The 26,348-nt window shown below is 62.7% G+C and carries 21 protein-coding genes and 1 pseudogene; 11 read left to right on the top strand and 11 right to left on the bottom strand.

Annotated elements, in window-relative coordinates; all coding sequences use genetic code 11:
• Positions 1-56: 56 nt before the first annotated feature.
• The 3 genes from mmsA to KG104_RS03205 all read left to right on the top strand — a co-directional run bounded on the left by mmsA (position 57) and on the right by KG104_RS03205 (position 3,391).
• The gene (mmsA, locus tag KG104_RS03195; protein ID WP_207347226.1) at positions 57-1,604 is read left to right on the top strand and encodes a multiple monosaccharide ABC transporter ATP-binding protein; all 1,548 of its coding nucleotides are present in this window, start codon (positions 57-59) and stop codon (positions 1,602-1,604) included.
• A complete protein-coding gene (gene mmsB / locus KG104_RS03200) occupies positions 1,601-2,803 on the top strand; it encodes a multiple monosaccharide ABC transporter permease (RefSeq protein WP_207347227.1) in 1,203 nt (400 codons plus the stop codon). The genes mmsA and mmsB overlap by 4 nt, the downstream gene beginning before the upstream one ends.
• Positions 2,804-2,974: 171 nt before the next feature.
• Entirely contained in the window at positions 2,975-3,391 is a 417-nt protein-coding gene (locus tag KG104_RS03205) for a VOC family protein (RefSeq protein WP_207347228.1), read from the top strand.
• Here KG104_RS03205 and KG104_RS03210 read toward each other — a convergent pair.
• The gene (locus KG104_RS03210) at positions 3,388-3,972 is read right to left on the bottom strand and encodes a VOC family protein (protein ID WP_207347229.1); all 585 of its coding nucleotides are present in this window, start codon (positions 3,970-3,972) and stop codon (positions 3,388-3,390) included. The two genes, KG104_RS03205 and KG104_RS03210, sit on opposite strands and share 4 nt — an antisense overlap.
• A gap of 74 nt (positions 3,973-4,046) precedes the next feature.
• On the opposite strand from KG104_RS03210, the gene KG104_RS03215 reads away from it, so the two are divergent.
• Together KG104_RS03215 and KG104_RS03220 are read left to right on the top strand one after the other, a co-directional pair.
• The gene (locus tag KG104_RS03215; protein WP_207347230.1) at positions 4,047-4,853 is read left to right on the top strand and encodes a helix-turn-helix transcriptional regulator; all 807 of its coding nucleotides are present in this window, start codon (positions 4,047-4,049) and stop codon (positions 4,851-4,853) included.
• Positions 4,854-4,910: 57 nt separating this feature from the next.
• The gene (locus KG104_RS03220) at positions 4,911-6,110 is read left to right on the top strand and encodes a GDSL-type esterase/lipase family protein (protein ID WP_307858984.1); all 1,200 of its coding nucleotides are present in this window, start codon (positions 4,911-4,913) and stop codon (positions 6,108-6,110) included.
• Positions 6,111-6,186: 76 nt separating this feature from the next.
• Here KG104_RS03220 and KG104_RS03225 read toward each other — a convergent pair whose 3' ends face one another.
• The 5 genes from KG104_RS03225 to arfA all read right to left on the bottom strand — a co-directional run bounded on the left by KG104_RS03225 (position 6,187) and on the right by arfA (position 11,987).
• A complete protein-coding gene (locus KG104_RS03225; protein WP_207347236.1) occupies positions 6,187-6,918 on the bottom strand; it encodes a hypothetical protein in 732 nt (243 codons plus the stop codon).
• Positions 6,919-7,086: 168 nt separating this feature from the next.
• Positions 7,087-8,016: a carbohydrate ABC transporter permease gene (locus KG104_RS03230; protein ID WP_207347237.1), complete on the bottom strand. Its 930-nt coding sequence runs from the start codon at positions 8,014-8,016 to the stop codon at positions 7,087-7,089.
• The gene (locus tag KG104_RS03235) at positions 8,016-8,957 is read right to left on the bottom strand and encodes a carbohydrate ABC transporter permease (protein ID WP_207347238.1); all 942 of its coding nucleotides are present in this window, start codon (positions 8,955-8,957) and stop codon (positions 8,016-8,018) included. The genes KG104_RS03230 and KG104_RS03235 overlap by 1 nt, the downstream gene beginning before the upstream one ends.
• A 72-nt stretch (positions 8,958-9,029) precedes the next feature.
• Positions 9,030-10,427, bottom strand: a complete 1,398-nt coding sequence (locus KG104_RS03240) for an ABC transporter substrate-binding protein (RefSeq protein WP_207347239.1) — start codon at positions 10,425-10,427, stop codon at positions 9,030-9,032.
• Between the two features lie 48 nt (positions 10,428-10,475).
• Positions 10,476-11,987: an arabinosylfuranosidase ArfA gene (arfA, locus tag KG104_RS03245; protein WP_207347240.1), complete on the bottom strand. Its 1,512-nt coding sequence runs from the start codon at positions 11,985-11,987 to the stop codon at positions 10,476-10,478.
• Between the two features lie 231 nt (positions 11,988-12,218).
• Here arfA and KG104_RS03250 point away from each other — a divergent pair, with 231 nt between their 5' ends.
• Both KG104_RS03250 and KG104_RS03255 read left to right on the top strand, forming a co-directional pair.
• On the top strand, positions 12,219-13,277 hold the full coding sequence (locus KG104_RS03250) for a LacI family DNA-binding transcriptional regulator (protein ID WP_207347241.1): 1,059 nt from the start codon (positions 12,219-12,221) through the stop codon (positions 13,275-13,277).
• A gap of 304 nt (positions 13,278-13,581) precedes the next feature.
• Positions 13,582-14,310: a hypothetical protein gene (locus KG104_RS03255; RefSeq protein WP_207347242.1), complete on the top strand. Its 729-nt coding sequence runs from the start codon at positions 13,582-13,584 to the stop codon at positions 14,308-14,310.
• Positions 14,311-14,418: 108 nt separating this feature from the next.
• On the opposite strand, the gene KG104_RS03260 is transcribed toward KG104_RS03255, so the two are convergent.
• The gene (locus KG104_RS03260; protein WP_207347243.1) at positions 14,419-17,082 is read right to left on the bottom strand and encodes a M14 family metallopeptidase; all 2,664 of its coding nucleotides are present in this window, start codon (positions 17,080-17,082) and stop codon (positions 14,419-14,421) included.
• A gap of 972 nt (positions 17,083-18,054) precedes the next feature.
• Between KG104_RS03260 and KG104_RS03265 the strand changes: the two genes are divergently transcribed.
• Positions 18,055-18,546 carry a hypothetical protein gene (locus KG104_RS03265; RefSeq protein WP_207347244.1) on the top strand — a complete coding sequence of 164 codons (492 nt, stop codon included), beginning with the start codon at positions 18,055-18,057 and terminating at the stop codon, positions 18,544-18,546.
• A 213-nt stretch (positions 18,547-18,759) separates the two neighbouring features.
• Here KG104_RS03265 and KG104_RS03270 read toward each other — a convergent pair whose 3' ends face one another.
• From KG104_RS03270 to KG104_RS03280, 3 genes are all read right to left on the bottom strand, one after another.
• On the bottom strand, positions 18,760-20,073 hold the full coding sequence (locus tag KG104_RS03270; RefSeq protein ID WP_104161508.1) for an MFS transporter: 1,314 nt from the start codon (positions 20,071-20,073) through the stop codon (positions 18,760-18,762).
• An 86-nt stretch (positions 20,074-20,159) separates the two neighbouring features.
• Positions 20,160-21,257, bottom strand: coding sequence for a phosphotransferase family protein (locus tag KG104_RS03275; protein WP_237686971.1), 1,098 nt, complete (start codon positions 21,255-21,257; stop codon positions 20,160-20,162).
• Positions 21,254-22,864 (bottom strand): class I adenylate-forming enzyme family protein, encoded by a 1,611-nt coding sequence (locus KG104_RS03280; RefSeq protein ID WP_207347245.1) that lies wholly within the window; start codon positions 22,862-22,864, stop codon positions 21,254-21,256. The genes KG104_RS03275 and KG104_RS03280 overlap by 4 nt, the downstream gene beginning before the upstream one ends.
• Positions 22,865-23,042: 178 nt before the next feature.
• Between KG104_RS03280 and KG104_RS18185 the strand changes: the two are divergent.
• From KG104_RS18185 to KG104_RS03290, 3 genes and pseudogenes are all read left to right on the top strand, one after another.
• A pseudogene (locus KG104_RS18185) lies at positions 23,043-23,264 on the top strand (TetR/AcrR family transcriptional regulator); the annotation flags it as partial.
• Positions 23,265-23,267: 3 nt separating this feature from the next.
• Positions 23,268-23,684 (top strand): TetR-type transcription factor C-terminal domain-containing protein, encoded by a 417-nt coding sequence (locus tag KG104_RS17960; RefSeq protein WP_237688703.1) that lies wholly within the window; start codon positions 23,268-23,270, stop codon positions 23,682-23,684.
• A gap of 479 nt (positions 23,685-24,163) precedes the next feature.
• Positions 24,164-24,607 (top strand): hypothetical protein, encoded by a 444-nt coding sequence (locus KG104_RS03290; RefSeq protein ID WP_104054955.1) that lies wholly within the window; start codon positions 24,164-24,166, stop codon positions 24,605-24,607.
• Between the two features lie 114 nt (positions 24,608-24,721).
• Here KG104_RS03290 and KG104_RS03295 read toward each other — a convergent pair whose 3' ends face one another.
• Entirely contained in the window at positions 24,722-26,278 is a 1,557-nt protein-coding gene (locus KG104_RS03295) for an SIR2 family NAD-dependent protein deacylase (protein WP_207347247.1), read from the bottom strand.
• Positions 26,279-26,348 lie beyond the last annotated feature (70 nt).

The raw sequence follows: 26,348 nt of genomic DNA on the forward strand, positions 1-26,348 counted from the left end.
CGGCCGGTCCGCGTCCCGCTCCCGGTTCTCCACTTCTGCAGCGAAATGAGAACGGCATGAATGACGTCATCCTCTCCATGGACGGCATTGTGAAGGAGTTCAACGGCATCAAAGCGCTCGACGGCGTTTCGGTGGATATTGAGCGCGGCGGGGTGCACGCCATCTGCGGCGAAAACGGAGCCGGCAAGTCCACCCTCATGAAGGTGCTCAGCGGCGTGTATCCGCACGGCAGTTTCGAGGGCACCATCACGCTGGAGGACTCGCCGGTGTCCTATTCAACGATCAATGACAGCGAGCGGGACGGGATCGTGATCATTCACCAGGAGCTGGCGCTCAGCCCATTCCTGTCCATTGCGGAAAACATCTTCCTGGGCAACGAAGTCTCCCGCGGCGGCGTGATCGACTGGAACCAAACCAACCTGCGGGCCGCGGCTCTGCTGGAGCGCGTGGGGCTGGACGAAAGCCCGGCCACCAAAATTCTCGAGCTCGGCGTGGGCAAGCAGCAGCTGGTGGAAATCGCCAAGGCCCTGTCCAAGGAAGTAAAAATCCTGATCCTGGATGAGCCGACGGCGGCACTGAACGACGGCGACTCCGCGCACCTGCTGGGGCTGATTAACCAGCTCCGCGAACAGGGCATCACCTCGATCATCATTTCCCACAAGCTCAACGAGATCCGGGCCATTGCGGACATCGTCACGGTCATCCGCGACGGACAAACCATCGACACGTTTCCGGTCGAGGACACCGACGAGATTGAAACCCGCATCATCCGGGCCATGGTGGGCCGTCCGCTGGACAGCCAGTTTCCGGACCGGGAGCCGGACATCGGCGCGGAGAAATTCCGGGTCGAGGACTGGACGGTGCACCACCCCGTGGACACGGACCGCGTCGTCGTCGAATCCGCCTCCTTCAACGTCCACGCCGGAGAAATTGTGGGTTTTGCCGGGCTGATGGGGGCCGGCCGCACCGAACTGGCGATGAGCATTTTCGGCCGTTCCTGGGGTTCCGGAATTTCCGGCCGCGTGTATAAGGACGGAACCGAAATACAGACCCGCACGGTGGGGGAGGCCATCCGCAACGGCCTGGCGTACGTCAGCGAGGACCGCAAACGGTACGGGCTGAACCTCATTGGCAGCGTCACCGTCAACGTGTCCGCCGCGGCGCTGCGCAAGCTGGCAAAGCTGGGGATCATCGACCGTAACCGCGAGTACGGGGTGGCCGATGACTACCGCCAGCGGATGAACATCAAGACACCGAATGTTTCCTCCCTGGTGGGGAACCTGTCCGGCGGCAACCAGCAGAAAGTCGTGCTCAGCAAGTGGATCTATTCCGGTCCCGACGTCCTGATCCTCGACGAGCCGACACGTGGGATCGACGTCGGCGCCAAGTTTGAAATCTACGGAATCATCAACGAGATGGCGGCACAGGGCAAAGCCGTCATTGTGATTTCCAGCGAGCTGCCCGAGCTGATCGGGCTTGCCGACCGCATCTACACGATCGCCGAAGGCAGGCTCACGGCCGAGGTGCCCCGCGCCGAAGCCACCCAGGAAGAACTGATGCGCCATATGACCGCCGCCCGGAACCAAGGAGCACAAGCCTCGTGACCACCACTACTCCAGAACAGGCGAAGGCCCCGCTCCCGCCGAACCCCAAGACCTCGAAGCGGCGGATCCGGGTGGACCTGCGGCAGTACGGGATCCTCGCCGCGCTCGTCGTCATCATTGTGCTGTTCCAGATCCTCACCGAGGGACGCCTGCTCTATCCCGGCAACGTGTCCAACCTGATCCAGCAGAACGCGTATGTGCTGATCCTGGCCATCGGCATGGTCATGGTGATCATTGCCGGGCATATCGATCTTTCCGTCGGATCCGTGGTGGCCGTGGTTGGCGGCGTGGCGGCGCTGTCCATGAACGACTGGGGCCTGCCCTGGTGGGGCGCGGTTGTCCTGGCCCTCGCCGTCGGCGCCCTGATCGGAGCCTGGCAGGGTTTCTGGGTGGCGTTTGTGGGGATACCGGCGTTTATTGTGACCCTGGCCGGGATGTTGATCTTCCGCGGCGTGGCCCTGGTGCTGCTGTCCGGCGGAACCGTCAGCGGCCTGCCGCGCCCGTATATCGCGATCGGCTCCGGCACCCTTCCCACCACCGGAACCCCGGACCTGATCACGCTGGGCATCGGCGCGGTGGCGTCCATTGCGGTGATTGCGCAGCAGCTCAAGAGCCGCCGGGATCTGCAGCGGCTCGGACTGCCCCGCGAGCAGGCCCCGTCCTTCTGGTTCAAGATCGGCGTGGCCGTGGTGGCCATCATGTACCTGTGCTATCTGCTGGCCTACAACCGCGGCACACCTATCATCCTGATCATCCTGGCCGTGCTGGTGCTGGCGTACTCCTTCCTGCTGACCCGCACCGTGTTTGGCCGTCACATCTACGCGATGGGCGGGAACCTGAATGCGGCCATGATGTCCGGCGTGAAGACACAGTGGGTGAACTTCTTCATTTTCGTGAACATGGGTTTCCTGGCCGGGCTGGCCGGCGTGGTGAGCACCGCGCGGGCCGGGGGAGCGGTGGCCTCGGCCGGCGGCGGCTACGAGCTGGATGCCATTGCCGCCGTGTTCATCGGCGGTGCGTCGGTGCAGGGCGGTGTGGGCACCGTGATCGGCGCGGTGATCGGCGGCCTGGTGATGGGCGTGCTGAACCAGGGCCTGTCCATCCTGTCCGTGGACGCCGCCTGGCAGCAGATCATCAAGGGCCTGGTGCTGCTGCTGGCCGTGGCGTTCGGGTTCAGCCGGCGGAAGAGTGCGCGCTAGGCGCCGCAGCTTCAGGACGACGGCGGCGGTCTCCTTCGGGAGACGGTCGCCGTTTTGTCCTGCCGTGGCCGTTTCGGAAAGGACGAAGCTCTTTCGGCGGCGGCACACTGCGCCTACTCTGGCTGGACATCCATCCACACCGTTCCACACGGAGTTTTGAAGGAGATCACCATGTCCACCCTCATGAATCCCTACCTCAGCTTCCGGGACAACGCCCGGGAGGCGATGGCGTTCTATCAGAGCGTGTTCGGCGGAACCCTGGAAAGCAACACCTACGGTGACATGAACATGGCCGAAGACCCCGCCGAGGCCAACAAGATCATGCACTCGTCCCTGAAGACAGACGACGGGCTTGTCCTGATGGCCTCGGACACCCCGGCCAGCATGGCCCTGGACGAAGGAAGCAGCTATTCCATCTCCTTGAGCGGCAGCGACGGTGAGCGGCTGCGCGGATACTGGGACAAGCTGCTCGACGGCGGCCAAATGACACTGCCGCTGGAAAAGGCACCCTGGGGCGACATGTTCGGCATGCTAAATGACAAATTCGGCACCAGCTGGATGATCAGCATCGAGGGCCAGGACTCCTAGGAGTTTTCCCCGGAGCCCTCCGGGGCGTCCTCACCGGAGCCGGAAGCCGACATGCCCTGCCCGGCGGCCCACTCGGCAACCCGGGCGGCGCTTTCCTCGTCGGACAGGTCCTCCACTCGGGACATGACGGACCAGCGGACCCCGAACGGGTCACGGATACTGGCGAAACGGTCGCCGGAGACGAAAGTGGTCAGCGGTTCGCGGATGCTGGCCCCGGCTGCTTCTGCCCGGGCCACGGTCTCGTCGACGTTTTCGCAGTACAGACCCATCGAATAGCAGTCGGCGTCACCCTCCGGGGCGGAGACGAGCCCGTAGTCCGGGTTGGGTTCGCCCAGCTGCAGCCGGCCGGTGCCGAAGTCCAGATCGGCGTGGACCACGATGCCGCCCATCTCGGTGGCATCGATCAGCCGGGCGCCAAAGACATCGCGATAGAAGTTGATGGCTTCGCGGGCATCCGGTACAGCGAGGAACGGGGTCAGCGTGGTGACGCCGTGCGGGACGCCGCAGGTGGTGTGCTGGCCGGTGACACCTGAGGTGCCCGGCGCTGAGGCGGTGGGATTGGTGTTGGGTGTAGTAGTCATGCTTCGACGGTAGGAGTGCGGACCCGGCTCCGGCTTGAAGATTCGCGACAGCCTGGGGAAGACATAGGGGAGACATGGCAGCGGCCGGTGAGGGAGAGGATCAATGGCGCGGGACGCTGTATCCCGCCCGGCTGCCTTCCTTCCACCGGATCCCGGCACCGGCAGCGCTCGCGGACCGGGTGCGCTGGTTCTGGATTCCGGAATGGAACCTGGCGCCCGGCCGGGTGTCGCGGCAGGAGCTGCTGCCCTTTCCGGCATTGAACCTGGTGGTCCAGGCCGAAGGCGTCACGCTGTCCGGTCCGGCGACCCGGCGCTCCTTTCGGGATCTGTCCGGACGCGGCTGGGCATTGGGACTGCTGCTGCGGCCGGCCGCGGTGCCGGCGTTCGTTCAGGATCCGGGAAGCCTGCGCGACGTCGAAATCCCCTTCCCGGCTCCGCAGCTGCTGGCAGCGGTTACGGCTGCCATGGCGGACGACGACGACGCGTCCCGCCGCACGGCCGCCGCGGCGGCGGCAGTCCACTGGCTCGAAGCTCAGGTCCCCGCCCCCAGTGCTGATGCCCTGCTGGCCAACCGGCTGGAGGACCTGATCCAGTCGGATCCGTTCCTCATCCGCGTGGCTCAAGCCGCCGAACAGCTCGGCGTCTCCGTCCGGACGGTGCAAAGACTGGCGCGGCGGCATGTGGGGCTGCCTCCGCTGGCCATGATCCGCCGGTACCGGCTGCAGGAGGCGGCCGAACGGGTGCGGCTGGATTCCACAACCCCTATTGCGGACATTGCGGCGGAACTGGGCTACGCGGACCAGGCGCATCTGGCCGCCGCGTTCCGTGAGGTTCTCGGCTTTACGGCCAGCAGTTACCGGCGGTCCGCGGGCGGGTCATAGTCCGCACTGCGAGTTCCCGCCGGAACGGCGCTGGCCTGCCGCATGCACTAAGGTGGCTTGGCACCTGAATATCGACGAAAGACCCTCATGATCACCACTGCCATCGCCCCCGCGCTCGTTCACGGAGCCGCGGAACTCGAAACCACTGCCCGGGGACTGCGGCCGCACCGCCTGCCCGCCGCTGTGCGAACCAGGTTCCCTGACCCGCAGCTGCTCATGGCCGAGGCCCAGCCCTCCGGGGTCCGGCTGGTTTTCTCGACGACGGCGGAGCGGCTGGAACTGGTCACGCACCCCACCCGGGTGGTTTACCTGGGCGCGGACCGGCCGCGCGGCTCTGTGGATCTGCTGGTCGACGGCGAGCTGATGCAGAGCGACAGCCTCACCGGAGGTTCGTACACCGAGGTCATTATGTCCACCGGTGCCAGCCGGCAGGTCGAGGGACCCTCGCACACCAGCATCTTTTCCCCGCTGCCTGCCGGTTCCAAGGTGGTGGAGATCTGGCTGCCGCACAACGAAACGGTGGAGCTGGTGGAATTGCGCAGTGACGCCCCGCTGGAACCGCACCGCTACGGCATGCCGGTCTGGTTGCACCACGGCAGCTCGATCAGCCACGGTTCCAACGCTGCCACGCCGTCGGGCATCTGGCCCGCTGTGGCCGCGCGGATCGGCGGCGTCGACCTGCGCAACCTGGGGCTGGGCGGCAGCGCCCTGGTGGATCCGTTCACCGCGCAGGTCATGCGGGACACCCCGGCGGACCTGATCAGCGTGAAGCTGGGCATCAACGTGGTGAACATGGACTCGATGCGGCTGCGTGCTTTTGTCCCCGCCGTCCATGGCTTCCTGGACACCATCCGCGACGGGCACCCGGACACCCCGCTGGTGCTTATTTCACCGATATTCTGCGGCATCCACGAGGACACTCCGGGGCCCGGCGCCTTTGACCCGGCATCCTTCGGCACGGATCAGGTGAAGTTCATCGCCGCCGGCTCGCCGGAGGGCGTGGCTGCCGGCCAGCTGACCCTGCGCGTGATCCGTGACGCGTTGCAGTCCCTGATGGAACGCCGGTCTGAGGACGGGAATCTTTATTATCTGGACGGGACCGCCCTGTACGGTGCCGAGGATGCTGAGGATCATCCGCTGCCGGACGCACTGCATCCGGATACCGCTACGCACCGGTTGATCGGGGAGCGGTTTGCGCAGTACGCGTTTGCGGGCGAGGGCCCGTTTGGACAGGACGCTAAGGGGGCCGTTGCCTAGGGTGACCCGTTAAAGGCATGGGGGGTGCCGGCTGAGATCAGCCGGCACCCCCCCCACAGCGGAAGTATCGAGGCGGTTATGCCTGGTATCCGCCGAACTTCTTGGCCTGCCGGTAGTCCTTCTTGCGGGTGAAGTACTCGCTGGAGGGCTTCATGAACAGCAGCACGACGGCGGCGATGGTGGCCACCAGGGACACCAGCGTCAGGACACCGGAGACAGTCCCCGTGGTAAACAGTCCGAGCAGGCCCACGAGGGAGAGCACGGCGAGGATCGTGAGGACGATTCGTGCCCAGTTGAACCCGGCACGGACCAGCAGGGCAAGTCCAACCGTCACGGCTGCCCCGAAGATGCCGCCGAACACCGTGGACATCGTGCTGCTCGCCACGCCGGCGGAGAGCGATTGTGAATCAACCTCCAGGCCCAGATCCCGCGTGATGGTCTCCAAGTACTCGAGGTACTCCGGAGAGTTCATGTAGGAAATAGAGAAGGGCAGCGAGATCAACCCGGCGACGGCGCTCGCGATCAGGAGCCAGAAGGCCCGGTTGACCTGCTTGGGGCGGGGCGGCTCTTCGGCCGGTGACATCTGGCCGTAGGGACTGCCCGGGTACGCGTAACTGCCCTGTGCCGAGGAGTCGCCCGAAGCCGGATAGTTGTAGTTTCCCTGAGCGCCGGGATAGGCCTGTCCGCCCTGATAGGGTCCCTGCTGTCCGGGCGGCTGCTGACCCGGTGCGGGCTGGCCCGGCTGGCCGGAATTCCACGGTCCGGGGTTGTTTCCGGACTGGTCGTTTAGCTGCGTCGGTTCACTCACGCGTTATTCCCCCTGAAGATACTGTGCCGTGACGGCAATAGCGGTTGTCCGCCCGAAACCGGGCGGTGAATTACTTCACGGCCAGCCTAGCGGGGAAGAATGCCGGAAAGAGGGATTCACCGGGTTGGGTGCCCTGTTTTATTGCGGGGTTTATTGCGGACCTGCTTCTTACTTCAGGCTTCCCAGCGACAATCCGCCCTGCCAGTACTTCTGCAGCATGAGGAAGGCGATGATGAGCGGAATGACGGAAACCAGCGAGCCGCTCGTGACCAGGTTCCAGATCAGGCCGTTGGCGGTGGCGGAGTTGGACTGCACCTGCCAGGCGTTCAGGCCCACCGTGACGGGCAGCAGTGTCTGGTCCGAAATCATGGCCAGCGGCAGGAAGTAGTTGTTCCAGCCGCCCACCACGGAGAGCAGCAGCACGGTGACGACGGCCGGCCGCATCAGCGGCAGGGCGATGGTGAAGAATGTCCGGATTTCCCCGGAACCGTCCACCCGCGCCGCGTCCAGCAGCTCGTCCGGGATGGCATCCTGCACATACACACGCATGAGGTACACGCCGAAGGGGCTCAGCAGCGAGGGAAGGATCACCGCCCAGACCGTGTTGGTCAGCCCGAGGTTGTTGAACAGCACGTAGGTGGGAATGACGAGCGCCGTCGCCGGCACCATCACCGACGCCAGCAGGATCATGAAGCTGACGGACCGTCCCCGGAAGCGGTACTTGGCGAACGCGTAGCCGGCCAGCACCGCGAGAACCGTGGCCCCCACCCCGCCTGCCGTCGCGTACAGGAAGGAGTTGCCGAGCCAGCGCAGGTAGATGCCGTTGTTGTAGGTGGCCAGCTGCTGGAGGTTGTCGAACAGGGCGAAGTTCGAGTCAAACCAGAGCGGACCTCCGGTGCCGGTAAACAGTCCCTGGGTGCTCTTGCTTCCCGCGACCACGAGCCACCACAGCGGCAGCAGGAAATACAGGGACGCGACGGCGAGGAGGATGTGCAGGCCGACGGCGCGTTCCCGCGGGGGCTTGTTGGCGCGGCGTTTCCCGCGCGGTCCCGAGGCTGTGACGGCGTCGTCGAGCAGTGGTGCCGGTGTTGTAGTCATCAGTTGAGTCCGCTCTTCTTGCGGGTGGCGATCAGGAAAATGATGGAGGCAAGGAACACCATGAGCCCGAGTGCAAAGGAAATGGCCGACGCGTAGTTGAACTGCTGGTAGGAGAACGCCAGGTTGTAGGCGTAGAGGTTGGGGGTGTACGCGGCGTCGATGGCGTTGCCGGCCAGCGGGGCCAGCACCTGGGGTTCAGTGAAGAACTGCAGGGTGCCGATCAGGGAGAACACCCCGGTCAGCACCAGCGACGAGGTGATGATGGGGACCTTGACCTGCAGTGCCGTCTGCAGTTTGGTGGCACCGTCAATTCGGGCAGCCTCATAGATGGACGGGTCAATCGACTGCAGCGACGCATAGATGATGATCATGTAATAGCCGGTCCACTGCCAGGTCACAATGTTGGTCAGTGACCAGAAGATGGAGCTTCGGCTGAGCAGGTCCGGCGCCTGCATGTTCAGGAGATCGAAGAAACCCACCAGCGGCCCGAAGGAAGGGCTGTAGAGGAAGCCCCACATCAGGGCGCCAATTACGCCGGGGATGGCGTACGGCGCGAAAATCATCAGCCGGGTGAAGCGCGAGAGGCGGGTCCGAACGTCGTCGAGGATGAGCGCGAAGACGAGCGCCAGTCCAATCTGGAGCGGCACAAAAACCAGGGCGAAGCCCGCCACCCGGGTCATGCCGGACAGGAACCGCTGGTCGGTGAAGGCCTTGCTGTAGTTCGCCAGCCCGGCGAACTGTTCACCGCCGGCGAGGGTGTTGGTGTGCAGGCTCATCCAGAACGCGTAACCAAGCGGCAGGACGAGGAACACCAGGAACACCACGGCAAAGGGGGCAAGGAATACCCATCCGAACCGCGCGGTTTTGCGCTCCAGACTGGTTCCCCGTTTCAGCACGGCCGGGGGCCGGGCCGGCGTTTCTAGCTCTGAGGTGGCTGACATGTGTCTCTTCCTTGGGACGCATAGGGGGGACCTCCGTGCGGGCAGGGGGGTGCCCTGCCCGCACGGGGCTGGTTATTTCAGTTCGAAACCCTGCTCACCGGCGTAGGTTTCCAGTGACTCCTGCAGCTGGTCCGCTGCGTCCGAAGCTGAAATGTTGCCTTCAATCGCTTCGGAGAGCAGCCGCTGGGATTCGTCGTAGTAGAACTGCGTGAACGGGGAGAACGTCACGCCCTCATAGTCGAGGGCGGCCTGACCGAAGATTTCCTTGTTCAGCTGCTGTCCGCCGTAGAACTCATAGGGGCGGTTCTGGAAGTACTCGGATTCGATCATCTCGGGGTAGGCCAGGAAGAGTCCGCCCACCTCGACGCCGAGTTCCTTGGTTTCCTGGGACTCGTAGAGTTCCGCGGCCACCTTGGTGGCGAGGGCGGCGTCGTCGGCCTGAACCGTCACGGCCAGCGTGCTGCCGCCCCAGTTCACCTGCTTGGGGCTGGAAGCATCCCACTGCGGGATCGGAGCTGCCCGCCACACGGCGTCCGCGTCGGCGCCTTCCAGCGCGGGAATGTGGACGTTGTACCAAACCGGATAGATGGCTGTGGCGTACTTGCCGGTGCCCAGCGCGGTGCTGAATTCGGGTGTCCAGGCCTGGTCGGTGCCCACCAGGTCCTGGTCCACCAGATCGATCCAGTAGTCAAAGACTTTCTTGCTGGCCTCGTCATTGTGGTTGATGCTGATCTCGGTGGGATTGCTGTTGTCGAAGTCGAAGGGCTTGGCGCCGGCCTGGTCCAGGAAGGCATAGTGCTGGCCCTGGCCGTTCGGCGCGAAGTTGCCGATCAGTGTCTCTCCGCCGGTGGCGTCGCTGAGCTGCTTGGCCGCAGCGGCATACTCGTCCCAGGTGGTGGGAACAGGAATTCCGTGCTTGTCGAAGATGTCCTGCCGGTACCACATACCCACGGGTCCGAGGTCGACCGGCACCGCGTAGACACTGTCGCCGCTGGAGACGTCGCGCCAGGCGCCGGCGGTGAAGTTGTCCTTGTATTCGTTGATCCCGTGTTCGGTCATGTCCACGAGCCCGCCCTGCATGAGGAAGCTGTTCAGCCAGTCGTACTCGATCTGGGCGATGTCTGGTGCGCCGGACTTGGACTGCAGCGAGGTGGAGAGCTTGGTGTAGGCGTCGGCGCCCTGCCCGGCGTTGGTCCAGCAGATCTGTACGTCATCGTGGGTTTCGTTGAACTTGTCGACGGTCTGCGCCGTGTCTTCGAACCAGCCCCAGTAGGTGACCACGGGAACATCATTGACCTTGATCTCGTTGGCGCAGTTCGTTTTGCTCGCGCCGGCCCCGGTGCCGCCGCCCCCGCCGTCGTCGTCGTTGCTGCCGCAGGACACCAGCGTCATGGCCAGCGCCGTTGTCATGCCGGCGGCGAGCAGGGTTTTTCTTTGGATTCTTGTGTTTCGGATCTTTGTGTTTCGCACTGCGTACTCCCTTGTATGAGTGATGGTGAAACAGAAGGGTTTTGGTGCTTACTGCAGCTCGAGGGCGGTCCACGAGACCGGGGGAAGGGTCACGGTGACCGTGCCGTTTTCGATGCGCGCGCTTTTGTTGGGTTCGGGGACCACCCGGTCCTGGTCCTGAAGGGTGTTGCCGGCGGAGTAATCGTCGTCATGCAGGGTCTGCGCGCTGCGGACGCTTTCGACGCCGAGCGGGCCGGCATCGATGCTGACGGTCACGGTGTCGGTGAGGCTGCGGTTGACCAGGAACACCGCGGCGGTTCCAGCGGCGTCGTCGTGGGTGGCGACGGCGTCGACCATGGGGACGTCGCCGTAGGCGTCGGTAACCATGGCGGGGGAGTCGATCTTCGGATCCAGGACCGTGCCGCGGGCCAGCCGCGAAGTGATCGCGAACGGGTAGAAGGTGGTCTGCCGCCACGCCGGTCCCTGCGGTTCGGTGGTGATTGGCGCGATCACGTTCACCAGTTGGGCCAGGCTGGCGGCGGTCACCCGGTCCGCGTGCCGGAGCAGACTGATCAGGAGACTCCCGACGACGACGGCGTCCATCGCCGAGTAGGCGTTCTCCAGCAGGCGCGGCGCCTGCGGCCACTCGGAGGCATCGGTGATCTTCTCGACGTCGTTGTAGACGCTTTGGTACCAGACGTTCCATTCGTCGAAGGAAAGGTACATCGTCTTATCGCTGCGGCGGACGGCCTTCACATGGTCGGCGCTCGCGACCACCGAATCGATGAAGCGGTCCATGCTGACTGCCGAGGCCAGGAAGCTGGCCATGTCGCCGTCGTGCGGCTCGTAGTAGGCGTGGCAGGAAATGAAGTCGACGTCGTCGTAGGTCTCTTCCAGGACCGTGCGCTCCCAGTCGCCGAAGGTTGGCATGCCGGCGCCGGAGCTGCCGCAGACCACGAGTTCCAGCGTTGGGTCCAGCTGGCGCATGGCCCGCGCGGTTTTGGCTGCGAGACGCGCGTATTCTTCGGCGGTGCCGTGGCCGAGCTGCCAGGGGCCGTCCATCTCGTTGCCCAGGCACCACATGCGGATGGCGTGCGGCTCGGGGCTGCCGTTGGCGATGCGCTGGTCCGAGAGTGCGGTGCCGGAGGGGATGTTGGCGTACTCGAGGACGTCCAGGGCTTCCTGCACGCCGCGGGTGCCGAGGTTCACCGCGTACATGAGTTCGCCGTCGACCTCTTTGATCCAGCGGGCGAACTCATCAAGGCCTACTTCGTTGGTCTCTGTGGAGTGCCAGGCGAGGTCCAGCCGGCGGGGCCGGGACTCGCGGGGGCCCACGCCGTCCTCCCAGCGGTAGCCGGAGACGAAGTTTCCGCCCGGATAGCGGATGGTGGAGACTCCCAGTTCGCGGACCAGCTCGATGACGTCGCGGCGGAAGCCGTCCTCGTTGGCGGTGCGGTGCCCGGGTTCGTAGATGCCGTCATAAACGGCGCGGCCGAGGTGTTCCACAAAGGAGCCGAAGACTCGTCGGCTGACTGGGGCCACCGTGAAATGCGGGTCAAGGGTGAGGCGGGCTTGGGGCATTGGGACTCCGTTGTCGAAATGTTCCAGTGCCGGAGTGGTTCCGGCGTTGCAGAGAAGGCTTTTTTCTTGGGTGCTGGTGGTGCAACCTTGGTGAGGTACAACGTTGTACCCGGAACGCTAAACCGCGCATGGTTGAGGCGTCAAGAGTCCTGGGCATTGTTTTTGTGCGGCTAGGATTTGAAGACGTTTTGGCCGGAAAAGCTGCAGGGCAGGAAAGGGCGCCTTCGAAACATGAATCCAACGCTTCACGATGTTGCCCGTGCCGCCGGCGTTTCCATCAAGACGGTCTCCAATGTCCTCAATGACAATCCCAAAGTGGGGCCGGAAACGCGCTCGCGGGTGAGCCGGATTATTGACGAGCTGGGGTATCGCCCCAACCTGTCCGCGCGCGGATTGCGGTCCGGTAAAACGGGAGTGATTGGGCTGGCCGTTCCCTCCATTCGGGAAAATTACTTTGCCGAGCTGGCGGATTCCGTTATCCGTGCTGCGGCGACAAAGGGCCTGCGGGTTTTGATTGAGCAGACCAACGGTGAGCGGAAGCTGGAGCTGGAGGCCCTCTCCGGCGGACGGCTGCGCTTTGTGGACGGCATGCTGTTCAGTCCCGCCGCGCTGGGGCAGGACGACGCCGGCGCCCTCACCGTGGATGAGCCCCTGGTGCTGCTGGGCGAGCGGATCTTCGGCGGACCCACCGACCACGTCACCATGCACAACACGTCCTCGGCGCGGGCCGCCGTCGAACACCTGCTGGGCCTTGGCCGGTCACGGATTGCTCTGGTGGGTGCGCCGGAGATCTCGGAGGACGCCGCCAGCTCGGCCAGCCTGCGCGAGCGCGGCTACCGCGAGGCCCTTGCCGCCGCGGGCATTGCCTTCGACCCGGATCTAGTGGCCCGCGGCGGCAGCTGGGGACGGGACACCGGAGCTGAGGCCATCCGCGGGCTGTGCCGCCGGGGCGTCGGCTTTGACGCAGTCTTTGCGCTGAACGATTCCCTGGCACTGGGTGCCCTGCGCCAGCTGGCGGTGGAAGGTCTGCGCGTGCCAGAGGACGTGGCCGTGATCGGCTTCGACAACATCGACGAGGGCCGCTTCTCGCTGCCCTCGCTGACCACGGTGGATCCCGGTCGGGACGAGATCGCCAAAACCGCGGTGCAGCTTTTGGTGGAGCGGATCGGGGAGAAGGGGGAGCCTTTGGCGCCCCGGTCGGTGAAGGCCGGGTTCCGGATTGTCCGGCGGGAGTCCACCGGGTTTAGGGACGACAACGGCGGGGGTGGTGTGGGTGACGGGGATAGCTGATATGCGGCAGCATCCCCTGACGCTTCTATGCATGTCGATCTGGAGGATAGTTTCCACGCCGGAGTGCGGGGAGCAGGACGGGAATTGGCAAACCCCGGCGGGGAGATGCACGGCGAGGTGGACCTTGTTTTGTTGAGGATTAAAGCGTCATATACTTTAACCGCCGTTGAGGCAGTACCTCAATAGGATTTTGGGGACACCACAGCGACACCTGAGTTTTCCTTGACGCCTGCCGTGCGTCGGAACCGTTTGGGATCCGAAGCTTCCCCTTGTTCTAGAGCATCAATAGAATCAGGGAGACAAAATGGCGATCAAGCCAGAACAGAATAACGGGGATGCTTACACGGAGGGCTCCGGCGCCCCGAACGAGCCTCACTCTGACGCCATTTATTCGGGTGAATCCGTTCCTGCGGACCAGAAGAATGAGCCCGCAAATGAAGCAGTGGGTGACACGTCATGGACAAAAATATGCCCTAAATGCAGCGTTGCGAACGAAGGTCTCGGGGAATACTGTCCTCACTGCGGCGCCTCCTATGCTCGGGGCCGGAAGCTGAAATTCAGCAGGAAGGCCATCATCATCACCTTGGCGGTTCTGCTTGCTCTGGGTGCGGTCACTGGGATCACCTTGGGGGTGCAGCATTCTCAGCAGGTTGAGGCTGAAGAAGCAGCCGATCGGGCTGCCCAGGCAGCGGCAGCTGCTGCTGAAAAGGAACAGGAACGCCAAGCGGAGGCTAAGGCCGAAAGTGAGAACGGCCAGCGGGCGCTTCGAGCTCTCATTGTCGAGGGGCTGCAGGAAGCCGTGCAGAAGGACGCTGTAAAACGCGTAGATGAAGGAAGTCTTGACGGTCCGATCATGCGTACCGAATGTACCCCTCTGGGCGGAGGATCCATAGATGATTTGACGGCCATCACGGGGACCTTCGAGTGCATTGCAGTCAACGAAAAGCGTGATGACGGAACTGAATCGGGATACATCTTTTCTGCGACAGTGAACTGGGACGCGGCCAGCTACTCTTGGCGCTTGGGCAGGTAGGTCACTGCAGCTCGCTGCCTCTGGTCACGAAAACGTGTAAGGCGACAGGCAGCGACGGCAGATTCCCGCGCCGAGGGCTGATGGCCCCGGCCCGGGAATCCTCTGCTGCTAGCGGCCGGCCTTGGCGAACAGGCCTGCCATTTCCTCAGCCGTCAGTTCGGTGCCCGCGCCGTTGTAGATCGCGTTGGTAACCACGGTCCAGGAAGCGCGCGGCCAAGTGCGGAAGGTGATGTGCCCGCCGGCAATCGTCACGTCCCCCTCACCGACGTCGAACGAGGCAATGTTCGTTGCTCCGTTGAGCGCTTCGGCACCCAGGGCGTATCCGCTGACCAGCGGGTTGCCCTCGGCGGGGTACTGCGAAACCGAGGTTCCCTCCCCGGTCAGGCGGAAGGCGGCGTCGTTGTTGAACCAGGTGGGCCAAGACGCCGGCATGCCCCAGGCTGTGGGCTGGGCCGTGTCATAGTTCTGGGCCAGCAGGGCGCCGGGAACATTGAAGGCGGCACGGTCCGCCGGGGTGATGTTCTCCACCGGCAGACTCATTGCAGAGGCCGCGGTGAGAGACGAAGACCCCAGGGCCAGGACGCTGCCGCCCTGCTCGGCGAACTCCGCGAGCTTCTGCGGTGCATCCGGCACACCGGCAGCCCAGGCGAACTCCTCCGGATACTTGGTGGTGTCCAGGCCGGTAGTCAGCCGGTCCGTGGAGATGCCCGGCGCGAGGACGATCGAGTCGAACTGCCCGGCCAGATCCGCATAGTCCTCAGCTTCAACCACCTCATAGTTGGTGCCGAACTGGTCCATCATCCACATCAGCCAGCCGCCGGGCATGTTGTTGGCCCCGCGGACCAGGCCGATCCGGGTGTTGTCCGCGAGTTTGATCGCCCCGGTTTCCGGCATCTGCGCCGTGGCGTAGACCGGCAGGCTGGTTTCGCGGATGGCACGGGTTAGGGCGCCGCGGGCACCACGTTCGCCGGCGGGAACCATCAGCGCACCGGGAGCAAACTCCTGCCCGTTCACGGTGATCGGACCGGCAGCTCGGTAGGTATCCACCCCGGCGTCCTGCAGATCGTCAATGATCCGGCCCAGGCCGTAGGACTCGGCACTGAGAATGTAGGCGCCGTTGTTTCCCGGCGGCCGGGGCATCTGAACCCGATCCTGCCGGATTTCGCGCACCTGCCGGGTAGCAGTCTCGAACGGCTCCTGAACCGCGGCAACATCCACGCCCATGAACAGGGCGATGTTGTCGGTGGTTTCGCTGTACGGCATGATCAGCGGGCAGTCGGCGCACTTGCGGGCGTTGTCCGGATACTCGTCGATGCGCAGCAGCTGATCCACCCAGCGTCCCAGCGGCTGCTGGGTGCGCAGGATGTAAGAGCCGGCGGCGAATTCCCGGCCTTCAGCAGTGAAGGCTGCCGTGGCCTGCTCAATTTCCACCTCGCCGAAGTCGAAGATCCGCATCATGTCATACACGGCGTAGGGGTCGCGCTGGCCGCTGGGCACCACATAGGCGTACGGGCCGCCCTCCCAGTCAACACTGTTCATATTCACCCGGTAGAGGTTGTTCAGCAGCCACGACTGGGGATCCGACGCCACTGTGTTCATGCCTGAGAAAGCCGCTGACGTGGCGTACTGGACAATCTGCTTCAGCGTCCAGGTGTCGGAATCGTAGGGCAGGGGTGAGCGCATCGTTTTGTCGACCGGTTCCAGCACGCCGTCTCCGGTGTAGGGGTAGGCCAGGTCGCGGACGGAGGCAATCTCGGTCAGGAAGGTGGAGGTGCCCAGGAAGGTGCCGTATCCGGCGACGTCGGCGTTCCAGAGGATGCCGTACGCGTCGTCGGACTTCACGCCCTTCAGGCCTTCGGCCACGAGGTCACGCTGGGTGAACTGGCCGAGCGCATTCGAGGAGGAGATGGCGATGGGATCCACGGCCGTGGAGAGCGGCTCGTCATACGGCGGGGTCCAAATCCGGGGACTGTTGGTTCCGGCCTGGTGCATGTAGTGCTGAACCACCGGACGGTATTTCTGTTCCAGCATCACCCGGGTCCGGGATTCCTTTTGCGTGAACATGAACCAGTCGCGGTTGTTATCGTGCCCCACATAGGAGTGGTAGAGGTCCGGATACACGCGGTTGTACTCTGTGCCCGCGGTTTCGTTGAAGTAGTCCACCACCATCTGCTGCCCGTCCGGGTTGGCGGAAGGAACGATCAGCACCACCATCTTGTCCAGAATTTTGTTCATTGCGTCGGAATCTTCGGTGGCGAGGCGGTGGACGACGTCGACCAGCGCCTGCGTGTTTCCCACTTCCGTTGCGTGGATGGAGGCCTCAATGTAGTAGACCGGGACGGTTCCTGCGGCGACCTCCCGGGCGTAGTCCTCTTCCTCCATCCCGGCCGCGGCCGCCTCGGCAACCATGGCCTCAGGATCGGACAGCCGCTCGTTGGTGGCGAGGATTTCATCCAACCGGTTCAGATTCTCCTCACTGCTCATCCGGAGGATTGGATATTCGTTGTTGTCGGTGGTGCGGTCCACCACTTCGTAGTCCACTTCCGGGGACTGCGCGGCGATCGTCTCGAAGTAGTCGCTGATGTCCGCGAAGGACGCGAGTTTCCCTTCGTCCCCCATTTCGAAGCCAAAGTATTCGGCGGGGGCGGGAAGATCCGGCAGTTTACTGCCGGGCGGTGCATCGCCGCGATAGCCGGTGGCCGGCGATATGGCCAGTCCCAGCAGGGCGAGCGAGGCAAGAAGGGCTGTGGCGGATTTATGCCTTATCTGCATGGAGGAATCCCTCATACGGGCCGCGGCCAACTCCGGCCACGGCAGGGTGCTGCTCGTATACAGCGCATCGGAAACATGCGGTGTTGCAGCTGATGGTGCCCGGCCGTCGTCGCACCGGGCACCATCAGCCGTGTCTGTGCCGCACCCAGTGGTGATGCGGCGGCGCGAGTGTAGGAGGGAGGCTAAGGGGCTGGTTGGCAAGGATCAACCGTTGTGGACGGATTTTGGTCGGGTCGGCGGAACTGCTGTTGTTTCTTCTCCGGAAGTGTGGCTAGGGGTGCAGTGCCAACGCGTCGAGACCCTAAGACGAAAGACGAACGTCCCCTGATCGGTACCTCCAACCTGCAGGTACCGGGTTGGTAAAATGGCGATTGTCGGCATCATCGGTCTCAGCATTCCCCCCATAGGGGAAACCGCCCAGACCCGCGGCTAGGAGCTTCCCGGCGTTCGCAGCCCGTGGGCCTGCCGAAGCGGGAGTATGTAAAGGGAAACCGAGGCGCGGAGGGATCCATCTCTCGATCGACGCCACATCCATTTCTTGCGAAATATCCAAAATGATCAGGCCGTTTATGGATTCACTTGAAAAATGGAGACTAAATGACCATGAGATTCAATCCACCTCCCAATTGGCCGCCAGCACCTGACGGGTGGACTCCGCCCCCGGGGTGGAGACCGGACCCATCCTGGGGGCCCGCGCCGCAGGGGTGGCAGTTCTGGGTGGAAGATGTGCCTCGGGTAAACCCTGGATTTGGTGGACCCGTGCGGCAGGTGGGCGGCACTGGGCAAACGAACTCGAATTGGTTTGCCAAGCACAAGGTCCTAACTGCTATCGGTGCTGTGATCGTATTGTCCGTTTTTGGGAGTGCTTTATCCAATGGGAATTACGGAGAGCCCGTACCGGCTGCCGTGCAGAGCGAAACAGCGACCGCAGAGCCTTCGCCTAACGAAGCATCAACGGAGTCATCACCGCCCGTGAAGAAGCCGTCCACGGCGTACGGGACCTATCCAGCAGACGAGCAAGCCTTCATAGAGGCTTTTGTCCAGGGGAAGAGCCAGTACAACAAAGCTTCAACCGAACTTCAGCAGTCAGTTGCCCTGAGGGAAAGAGATGCACAAATGTGCGCTGTCTCTGACAACGGAAGAATGACCAATTGGTCCGGCAGGATCGTCGAAATCGGCGCGAACAGCGATGGGCTCGCTCACGTAGAGATCGAAATCGCTGGCGGCGTTAAAGTCAAGACATGGAACAATGCTTTTTCAGATCTGATGGATAACACACTTATCCCCACAAATGCGCCTTTTTTCGAAACGCTTACATCCCTGAGCGAAGGTGACCTCGTGACTTTCTCCGCGGAAACTGTCCCCGATGGGGAATCTTGCTTGACAAAGGGCAACCTCACAACTGCGTTCTACGCCATCGATCCGGAATTTATTGTGAAGGTGACCGATGTGCGACCGCAGTAGCGAAAGTGATTGGAATCTGATGCCAGTTCGGTGGGGTATAGCGGGTGTCCTGACACCCGCTATACCCCACCGCACCAGGTGGTGGTGCGCGACGCGAGTGTAGGAGAGAGGCTAAGGGGCTGGTTGGCAATGATCAACCGTTGTGGACGGATCTTGGTAGGGTCGGCGATTTCAGGACTTTTGGAACAGGTGATGCCGGATGCCACCGAGCTTTCAGGCGTCCTTGAGATCGATGCCTTTGGTTTCCGGCATGAGCCACACTGCCACCGCAGTGCACAAGCACAAGAACATGATGTACACGCTCGACAGCCAGCCCACACCCCACTCAATCAACAGCGCATTCAGGTACGGGGCAGTACCACCAAACACTGCCACCGAAATGGAGTAGGCAAAGCCGATGCTTTGCGTCCGCACTTTTGTTGGAAAGTTCTCCGACAATGTGGCGGCAAGCAACGCTCCCGGAACTGCGACAACCAACAAGGCGAGGGAAGAAGCGACCAGCAGGGTCCAAGGCTCAGAGGAAATCAGGCTCATCAGAGGCAATTGGACCAAGATCATCACTGCGGCGAAACCGATCATCATCGGGCGGCGCCCCACCTTGTCCGAAAGCCTCCCCCAGAAGGGCAGGGAGACAAGGGCTATCAACTGTGCGATGACGGAGGACCAATAAGCGGAGGAAGCGGACATCCCCTGCTGTGTGATGGCGTAGGTGGACGCGTAGGAGGTCCAGGTGTAATGGGCGGCGGTGATACCGGAAGTCATAGCGATCATCAGCAGGATGGCACGGACTACCTGCTTACGGGCCAGCGGCGTCGGCCGACTGTCGGCGGCAGCCTTGTCCTCATCGTGGAAAACGTCGCTCTCGTCCATCCCCTTCCGCAGGTACAGGGCGGCCAGAGCAAGGAAGGCACCCAACAGGAAAGGGATCCGCCAGCCCCAAGCAGCAACTTCACTTTCCTCGAGCACGGCCGTCACCGTTCCGCCTACGGTGTAGGCAAGCACCGATCCGGCGAAAATCGCGACAAAAACAATGCTGCCCCACATGCCCCGGCGATGCGCGGGGGCAATCTCAGCCACGTAAGTATTGGCGGTGGCGGATTCACCACCGTGTGCGAAGCCCTGGCTGACACGGGCCAGCAGAAGGATGATGGAGGCCCACACGCCCACAGTGGCGTAGGTAGGCATGAGCCCGATGACAAGGGAGCCGCCAGCCATCATCAGCATGGTGGTGATGAGGACGAACTTTCTTCCCTTCTTGTCTGCGATCCGCCCAAACACGATGCCGCCGAGAGGACGCATCAGGAAACCGACGGCGAAGACAGCCAAGGTGGAAAGCAGCGCTGATACCGGGTCGTCCGGGTTGAACATTGCCGCAGCAATGAAGGGAGCGAAAACAGCGTAGGCACTCCACTCATACCACTCCAGAATGTTGCCGACGGTGCTTGCCGCCAGCGAACGCTTTTTGGACCTGCCCGCCGGGGCAATGGCCGCACCCGATGCTGGAATTGAGGAATATTGTGCTGACATGCTGGGGCTCCTTTGCCGTTCAGACTGTGACGGGACTTACGGGCTTACGGGACTGCTGGAAATTACGGATAAAACTGTGGACGGAATTACAGGTCGTGCATGCGCCGCGTTGCCTGCTGCAGCAGGTGAGGGACTCCGGCTTCCAGCGAGGGTCCGAAGACTTCGTCGCCGGGACGCTCGCCCTGGAGCCAGCGGGTATAGATTGCTTCGCAGAAGATCGCAGACTTCCAAAGGGCCAGCACTTGGTACCAGGGAAGAGGGCCCATCTCGAAGCCGGTCCGTTCCGCGTAGCGGTCCACCAGCTGTGTTCTGTTCCAGTACCCGGGTTCACGGGTGACCGGAGTGAGCTCCATGACGGTTGGTGCGCTCGCCGGGTCCGAATACGTGGCGGTCAGATACCCCAGATCCGCCAGGGGATCACCCAGCGTTGCCATCTCCCAGTCGAGGATCCCCGCTACCGAGGCAGGGGCGGAGCCGGAGAACAAAAGGTTGCCCATGCGGTAGTCGCCGTGGACGACCGACATGCCCTGCGAGTCAGGCCGGTTTTTCTCCAGCCAATCCGCGAGGTCATGGACCTCCGGAAGGTGACGGGTGGTATTGGTTTCCCAGAGGCCGGAAAAGCGCTTCACCTGGCGCTCAAGGTATCCTTCGGGCCGACCCAAGCCCGAGAGATCCGGCTTGGTCACATCCACTCTGTGCAGCTGGGCGAGGGCATCGACGACGGCGCGGCTGGTGGCTTCCCGCTGGCCGCGTGATTCAAGGGCTGGCGGGACGGTATCGGTGATTACCACCCCCTCTACGAAGGACATGACGTAGAAGGGCACCCCCAGCACGGATTTATCGGTGCAGACAGCGAGGATCCGGGGCACGAGCACTCCCTCGGCGTGCAGCAGCTGCTGGATTCGGGCTTCCCGGACCATGTCATGGGTGGAGGGCGGTAGGGGTGGCCGGGGCCCGCGGCGCAGTACATACGTCTGGTCGCTGCGTTGAATCCGGTACGTGATGTTGGACTGTCCGTCTCCGATCCGTTCCCAGGCCAGCGGGCCGGTGCCGAACCCCTGTTCGTCGAAGAATGCTGTTACCGAATCCAGGATGAGCAGTGGAGGGCTGGGCAGTGCACGGGCTTCCGCCGTCGTCGTCACTACTTCCACGCCGTCCGGCGTCATCCGTGTTTGGATGCTCATCGGGTTCCTGGCTCGCGCAGCGCCTTGCGGCGAATCTTGCCGGTCTGCGTCTTGGGCAGATCCTCGATGAGGTGGACGATTCGGGGGTACTTGTAGGCGGCGAGGCGCTGCTTGGTGAACTCGATGACTTCCTCCTCGGTAAGAGTATGTCCGGCCTTCACCGAGACGTACGCGACCACTGTTTCTCCGCGGTACGGGTCGGGCTGGCCGACAACGGCGGCTTCAAAGACCGCGGGATGTTCGTAGAGCACGTCCTCAACCTCGCGGGGCCAGACCTTGAAGCCGGACACATTGATCTGGTCTTTGAGCCGGTCCACGATGTATACCCAGCCGTTCTCATCAACGATGGCTACGTCCCCCGTGCGAAGCCGGCCGCCTGGCATGGTCCGCTCGGTCGCTTCGGCATTGTTCCAATAGCCGGGAACAATCTGCGGTCCCGCCAGCTCCAGTTCTCCCTGTTCGCCCACGGGCAGCGGATTACCGTCGGCGTCGATGATCCGCACGGTGACGTTGGGCAGCGGGAGGCCGATGGACAGGCTTCCGCTCAGCGGGTCGACGGGAGCCTTGACGCCCGGCGGCACGGCTATGACGCCCGACGTCGTTTCCGTCATGCCGTAAATGTTGTGGATGTATTTCCCGAACCGCTTCTGGAAACCCTCCACCGTGGCTGGCGGAATGGGTGCGCCGCCGGAATACAGGGTGCGGATTGAGGTGAAATGCTCCGGGGTTGCACCGGGGTCCTGGTAAATGGCGTTGAAGACGGTAATTGATCCCGTGGTGCAGGTGATGTGGTGTTCGGCTACGGCGTCCACGACGACGGCGGGTTGGGTGCGGTTGATGAAGACCAGCGTGGTGTCGTGGAGGAGGGGTGCCATGGCGCCGAGCACGGCGCCGGTGATGTGGAACAGCGGAGCGACGGCCAGTACGCTGTCGCCGGATTGCAGTCCCATCCACGCAGCCGAAGTCATGGCAACGTTGAGGACGTTGCGGTGCGTGTTCATCGCGCCTTTGGGCGGACCCGTGGTCCCCGAGGTATAGGTCAGCAGCGCCACATCGTCGGACATGAGGGCAGCGTCGCCGGGGGAGCGCCCGGCAAACTCGGAGATCAGGTCCGCCATGTCCCCGTCGGGAGAGGCTTCGACCGGCGTGGTGTTCGAAAAGACCCGGGGATCATTGCGGTTCTGGTATTCAAGCCCCGACGTCGTCACGATCCATTCCACTGAACTGCCGGCAACGGTGTCGGCAGTTGCGGCGTACAGGGTGTCTTCGGCAATGATTCCCCGGACCCGGGAATCATCAACGAGATGACGCAGTTCCCTGCCCCTGTACATGGGGTTAAGAAGCACTGCTGTTGCGCCCAGCTTCCACAGGGCAAGGAAGGAAATGGCATATTGCGGGATATTCTGCAGCTGGATGCCAATCCGGTCGCCGGGCCCCACGCCGCGGCTTTCCAGAGCTGCGGCGAACGCGTCGGACACTTCGTCCAGCTGGGCAGCGGACAGGGCGCCGTCAAAATAAGCGATTGCGGTTCCCTGGGGATTCGCCTGAACCCGGAGCCGCCAGGCCTCCACCAATGACGTGGTCTGAATGTTAAAGGGGGAGGGCAAGCCGGAAGGGTAAAAGCTGGTCGATGGAGGAGTCACACTGGCATCCACTGGGTGCTCACTTCCTTGTCGAGCTTGGGGCTCTGGGACGGGTGGCTACCGAGCGATCGCTCGGTAGCCTTAGTGTGAAGTGGGACTCACGGGGTGTCAAGACTCAATGCGGGTAGTTCGGGAGGACAAAATGTCATACACAGTGCGAAGCGGAGATCCGGCTTTGTCCATTTCCGGGAGTGGGACCGGGTGGCGGACCTACGCGCAGAATGATCTGTCCCCGATACTTACCTGTGCCCTGCAGTGCTTTATGGAACACGGTTATCACGGCACGACTATTCGACGGGTCGCGGCCCGCTGCGGGTTGTCCGTTCCCGGTCTTTATCACCACTATCCGTCCAAACATTCGCTTCTGGTGGCAATCACTTCGCACGCAATGGCGGATCTCTGGACCCGCAGCGAGCAGGCGCTGACTGAAGCCGGGCCGTCCCTCTCGGATCAGTTTGATTTCCTGGTGGAATGTGTGGTGCTCTTCCACTCCCGGCGGACGGGACTGGCGTTTATCGCGTTCAGCGAGATTCGGAGTCTCGACACCTCAGCCCGGGCACAGCACATTGCTGCCCGCGATCGCCAGCAGGCTCTCATGTACGCCGTGGTTGAACAGGGCGCGAAGTCCGGGGTCTTCGCCACTCCTTTTCCGCGCGAGGCCAGCTTGGCGGTCATCACGATGTGCACCGGAGTTGCTCAATGGTTCCGGCCCGACGGGGCACTGACGCCGGAGCAGCTGGTGGAGCGAATCCGTGAAATCACCAGGATGGCTGTCGGCAAGTGAGGCGGCAGACCTCCGTTCGGAGCTACTTCTTTTCCAGCTCCTGGTCCTTGAGCAGCACCTCTGCTGGGATGTGGGGGCCGTTCAGTGCACGCTTTTCCGAGTTTTTGCCGGCTTTGAGTCCGTAAATATCCCAGCTGGTTCAGGCACTGGTAGCTCTCGCCGGTCATGTGGACCCTCTGGGGATCGAATCCTGCGGCAATGGCATCGATGCCGAGGATGCCCGCGAACAGGTCTTTTGCTGACTGGCTGGCGGACTGCCCCGACGAGGGGTTTACCTCGAGGCGTTCAAACAGGGCGGCTGCGGCCGCCTCCGAACCGGCCACCAAGGCGCTATCGCCGGAAAGAACAATTTCAATTTCGCTTTGCACTTCGTCAGTGGGTTAATTCACACGTTCATTGTGGCATATTGGCGGCTCGTCATCCGCCCAATATTTAGTACCGAAAAGGACTGCACGTAATTCCTGTGTAAGAGTGGCTCTATGAAGAAAATTATTGCACCAGTTGTTCTTGCCGCGGCTCTAGCTCTGACGGGGTGTGGAGGCGAAGAGGCACCCGCCGCCGGCGGTGTCGAAAATAAGGTTGCAGAAACTCCGCAGATCCCAGACCTTGACGGCGATTGGAAGCAGAGTAACGCCACCAATAAGGAGTCCTATCAGCAAGCAACTATTGCCGGGGACACCATCACAATCGAATGGGTCAGCGACGGGGGAGATACAACCTCCATCTATTGGGTTGGCTCGTACGAAGCCCCAACGGACGGGAATGAACCGCACACATGGGCGTCCCAGCGGGATACCGAGGCGACAGACTTTGCCCTCTTGGCGTCCAGTGACGAAACTAAAGAGTTCACATACGAAGAAAAGACCATCAGTTACAAGGTCAGTTTGATGGGGACCACTACAACTGTAGAGCTGGAAAAATAAGACAAAACCAGATTCGCTACGATCGGCCGAGTCGGCTTTTCCAGGGATGAAGCTGGTCGTAGGTCTCAGGCACCGGCATCCAGCCGCTAACATCCTGCAACCCCGGGGGCAGGGTCAGTTTTCGGCACCCAGTTCGCCGAGCATTTCCTGCAGGCGCCTGCCGCCGCTGCTTTCTTTCTCCTCGTCCGTAAATTGATCGCTCAGGTCCTGCAGTCTTTTGCGCAACAACCGTTCTGCGTCAGTCAGAGCCTGTTCGTACCCGTCGGCCAGAAGGTAGGAATGGCTGTCGGTGGCCATTGCCACCAAATAATCCAGGAAGATTTCGAGAGCGCGAGCGGTTCGTCCATTCGTGTCTGGGCCCATTGACACGAGACTCAATTGGTTGGACCACATGCGCTCACCCAACGGATCTTTGGACAGCATCAGTGCTGTCGCGATCCCGTTCTTTTCATGCATTGCCTCGGGCAAGGCCCGGCGCACGTCATGGAGGATTTCGTGGAAATGGTCGTCCTCCAGCCCAAATCCCACGAACAACAGATGCTGCGTCATGAGTGTGGCTTTGACGAGCGCAGAAAGCGCGTTGCGCGAGACATTGAAACCTAGGTAATCGTCGCGGGTCAGGACAATGCTCTCCGGATCCGTCACGGAACCGTGAAGTTTCAGCAGCCAGGCGTTCTTTTCCTGGACTCCACCGGGGATTACGGTGCGGGGGAATCCGGCGTCGGCGGAGGCCGCCTCAAACAGCGTGTCGTAGTTCAAAGTAATAGCTTCACGCGAACCCAGGCTCGCCAGGAGCGCCGGCGCCAATCCGTAGCGTTTCAGGTCCACATGACTTGCTATGGCTTGGTTGAAGGACGTTTCGCCCCGGTTCACACGCTCGTTGAAGATGGACCGCAGGATGCCGGCCTGATCCAGGTTGCTGCGGTTCTTGAGGGACTCCTTCTCTCGATCGGAAAGGTGCGCATCCGAAGCCAGTCCGTCCAATAACTGTCCCCAACTGGGCGCCCCCGCGCTCATACTGACTCCGGCGCCCATAAACGGAACAAGCTTGCCGCTGCGGGCATGGGCGGCCAACGGTTCAGCTTGGTTTCGCAGGTCTTGATTCAGAGCTGGCCACCAGTCCGTGCCCTCGCGCTTCCGTAGCTCTTGTGCGAAGGCAAAGTCTTTCTCATCCCTAAGCACCAGGGCAACATCAACCTGCGCTTCGGCCGCAGCTCTCCGCGCCTCTCCGAGAAGGCGCTTGATAACGTCCCCGACGACAAACCCCGCTCCGCCTCCGCCTGTTCCAAACAGCGGGATCCCGAGCAGTGGAACCGGCCGGGCCGTATCTGCTCGGCTCGGCGCCCACCGTGCTCTGGCCCTCTCGGCCGCCACACGAACAAACTCGCGCACCGGCGGGAGGAGATCCTCCACTGAGGAAATCCCCTCATAGGGCACCGCCGTGAGGACCGGCAGCGGTTTCCCGGCGGACCAGGAATCCAGGGGCTGGGTCAGCTTGGATCCGCTCGCGAAGTCTTCGTCCAGGTTTTCCTTCACCGCAGCTTCAAGTCCGCACACCGCATCAAGCCAATGCTTCTTGATGCTGTACGCCCGGTCGGTGGGCAGCAGCCATGCATCACATGCGAAGTTGGTCAGACTGCCTTTGGTCACGAAAACGTGCGATTCTCCCATGGGCGATTTCTACCACGAGCTACGGCCTGCGCTGGGACCTGCCCGGTTTGCGGGGGAGTCGCCGCGGTTC

It is taken from the genome of Arthrobacter sunyaminii (genome assembly GCF_018866305.1).
Classification (GTDB): Bacteria; Actinomycetota; Actinomycetes; order Actinomycetales; family Micrococcaceae; genus Arthrobacter_B; species Arthrobacter_B sunyaminii.

What these genes read in the sequence shown, in the direction of transcription:
- mmsA (WP_207347226.1), top strand. Translation starts at nt 57, where the DNA reads ATGAATGACGTCATCCTCTCCATGGACGGCATTGTGAAGGAGTTCAAC.
- KG104_RS03205 (WP_207347228.1), top strand. Translation starts at nt 2,975, where the DNA reads ATGTCCACCCTCATGAATCCCTACCTCAGCTTCCGGGACAACGCCCGG.
- KG104_RS03210 (WP_207347229.1), bottom strand. Translation starts at nt 3,972, where the DNA reads ATGACTACTACACCCAACACCAATCCCACCGCCTCAGCGCCGGGCACC.
- KG104_RS03215 (WP_207347230.1), top strand. Translation starts at nt 4,047, where the DNA reads ATGGCAGCGGCCGGTGAGGGAGAGGATCAATGGCGCGGGACGCTGTAT.
- KG104_RS03230 (WP_207347237.1), bottom strand. Translation starts at nt 8,016, where the DNA reads ATGACTACAACACCGGCACCACTGCTCGACGACGCCGTCACAGCCTCG.
- KG104_RS03235 (WP_207347238.1), bottom strand. Translation starts at nt 8,957, where the DNA reads ATGTCAGCCACCTCAGAGCTAGAAACGCCGGCCCGGCCCCCGGCCGTG.
- arfA (WP_207347240.1), bottom strand. Translation starts at nt 11,987, where the DNA reads ATGCCCCAAGCCCGCCTCACCCTTGACCCGCATTTCACGGTGGCCCCA.
- KG104_RS03250 (WP_207347241.1), top strand. Translation starts at nt 12,219, where the DNA reads ATGAATCCAACGCTTCACGATGTTGCCCGTGCCGCCGGCGTTTCCATC.
- KG104_RS03255 (WP_207347242.1), top strand. Translation starts at nt 13,582, where the DNA reads ATGGCGATCAAGCCAGAACAGAATAACGGGGATGCTTACACGGAGGGC.
- KG104_RS03260 (WP_207347243.1), bottom strand. Translation starts at nt 17,082, where the DNA reads ATGCAGATAAGGCATAAATCCGCCACAGCCCTTCTTGCCTCGCTCGCC.
- KG104_RS03270 (WP_104161508.1), bottom strand. Translation starts at nt 20,073, where the DNA reads ATGTCAGCACAATATTCCTCAATTCCAGCATCGGGTGCGGCCATTGCC.
- KG104_RS03275 (WP_237686971.1), bottom strand. Translation starts at nt 21,257, where the DNA reads ATGAGCATCCAAACACGGATGACGCCGGACGGCGTGGAAGTAGTGACG.
- KG104_RS03290 (WP_104054955.1), top strand. Translation starts at nt 24,164, where the DNA reads ATGAAGAAAATTATTGCACCAGTTGTTCTTGCCGCGGCTCTAGCTCTG.
- KG104_RS03295 (WP_207347247.1), bottom strand. Translation starts at nt 26,278, where the DNA reads ATGGGAGAATCGCACGTTTTCGTGACCAAAGGCAGTCTGACCAACTTC.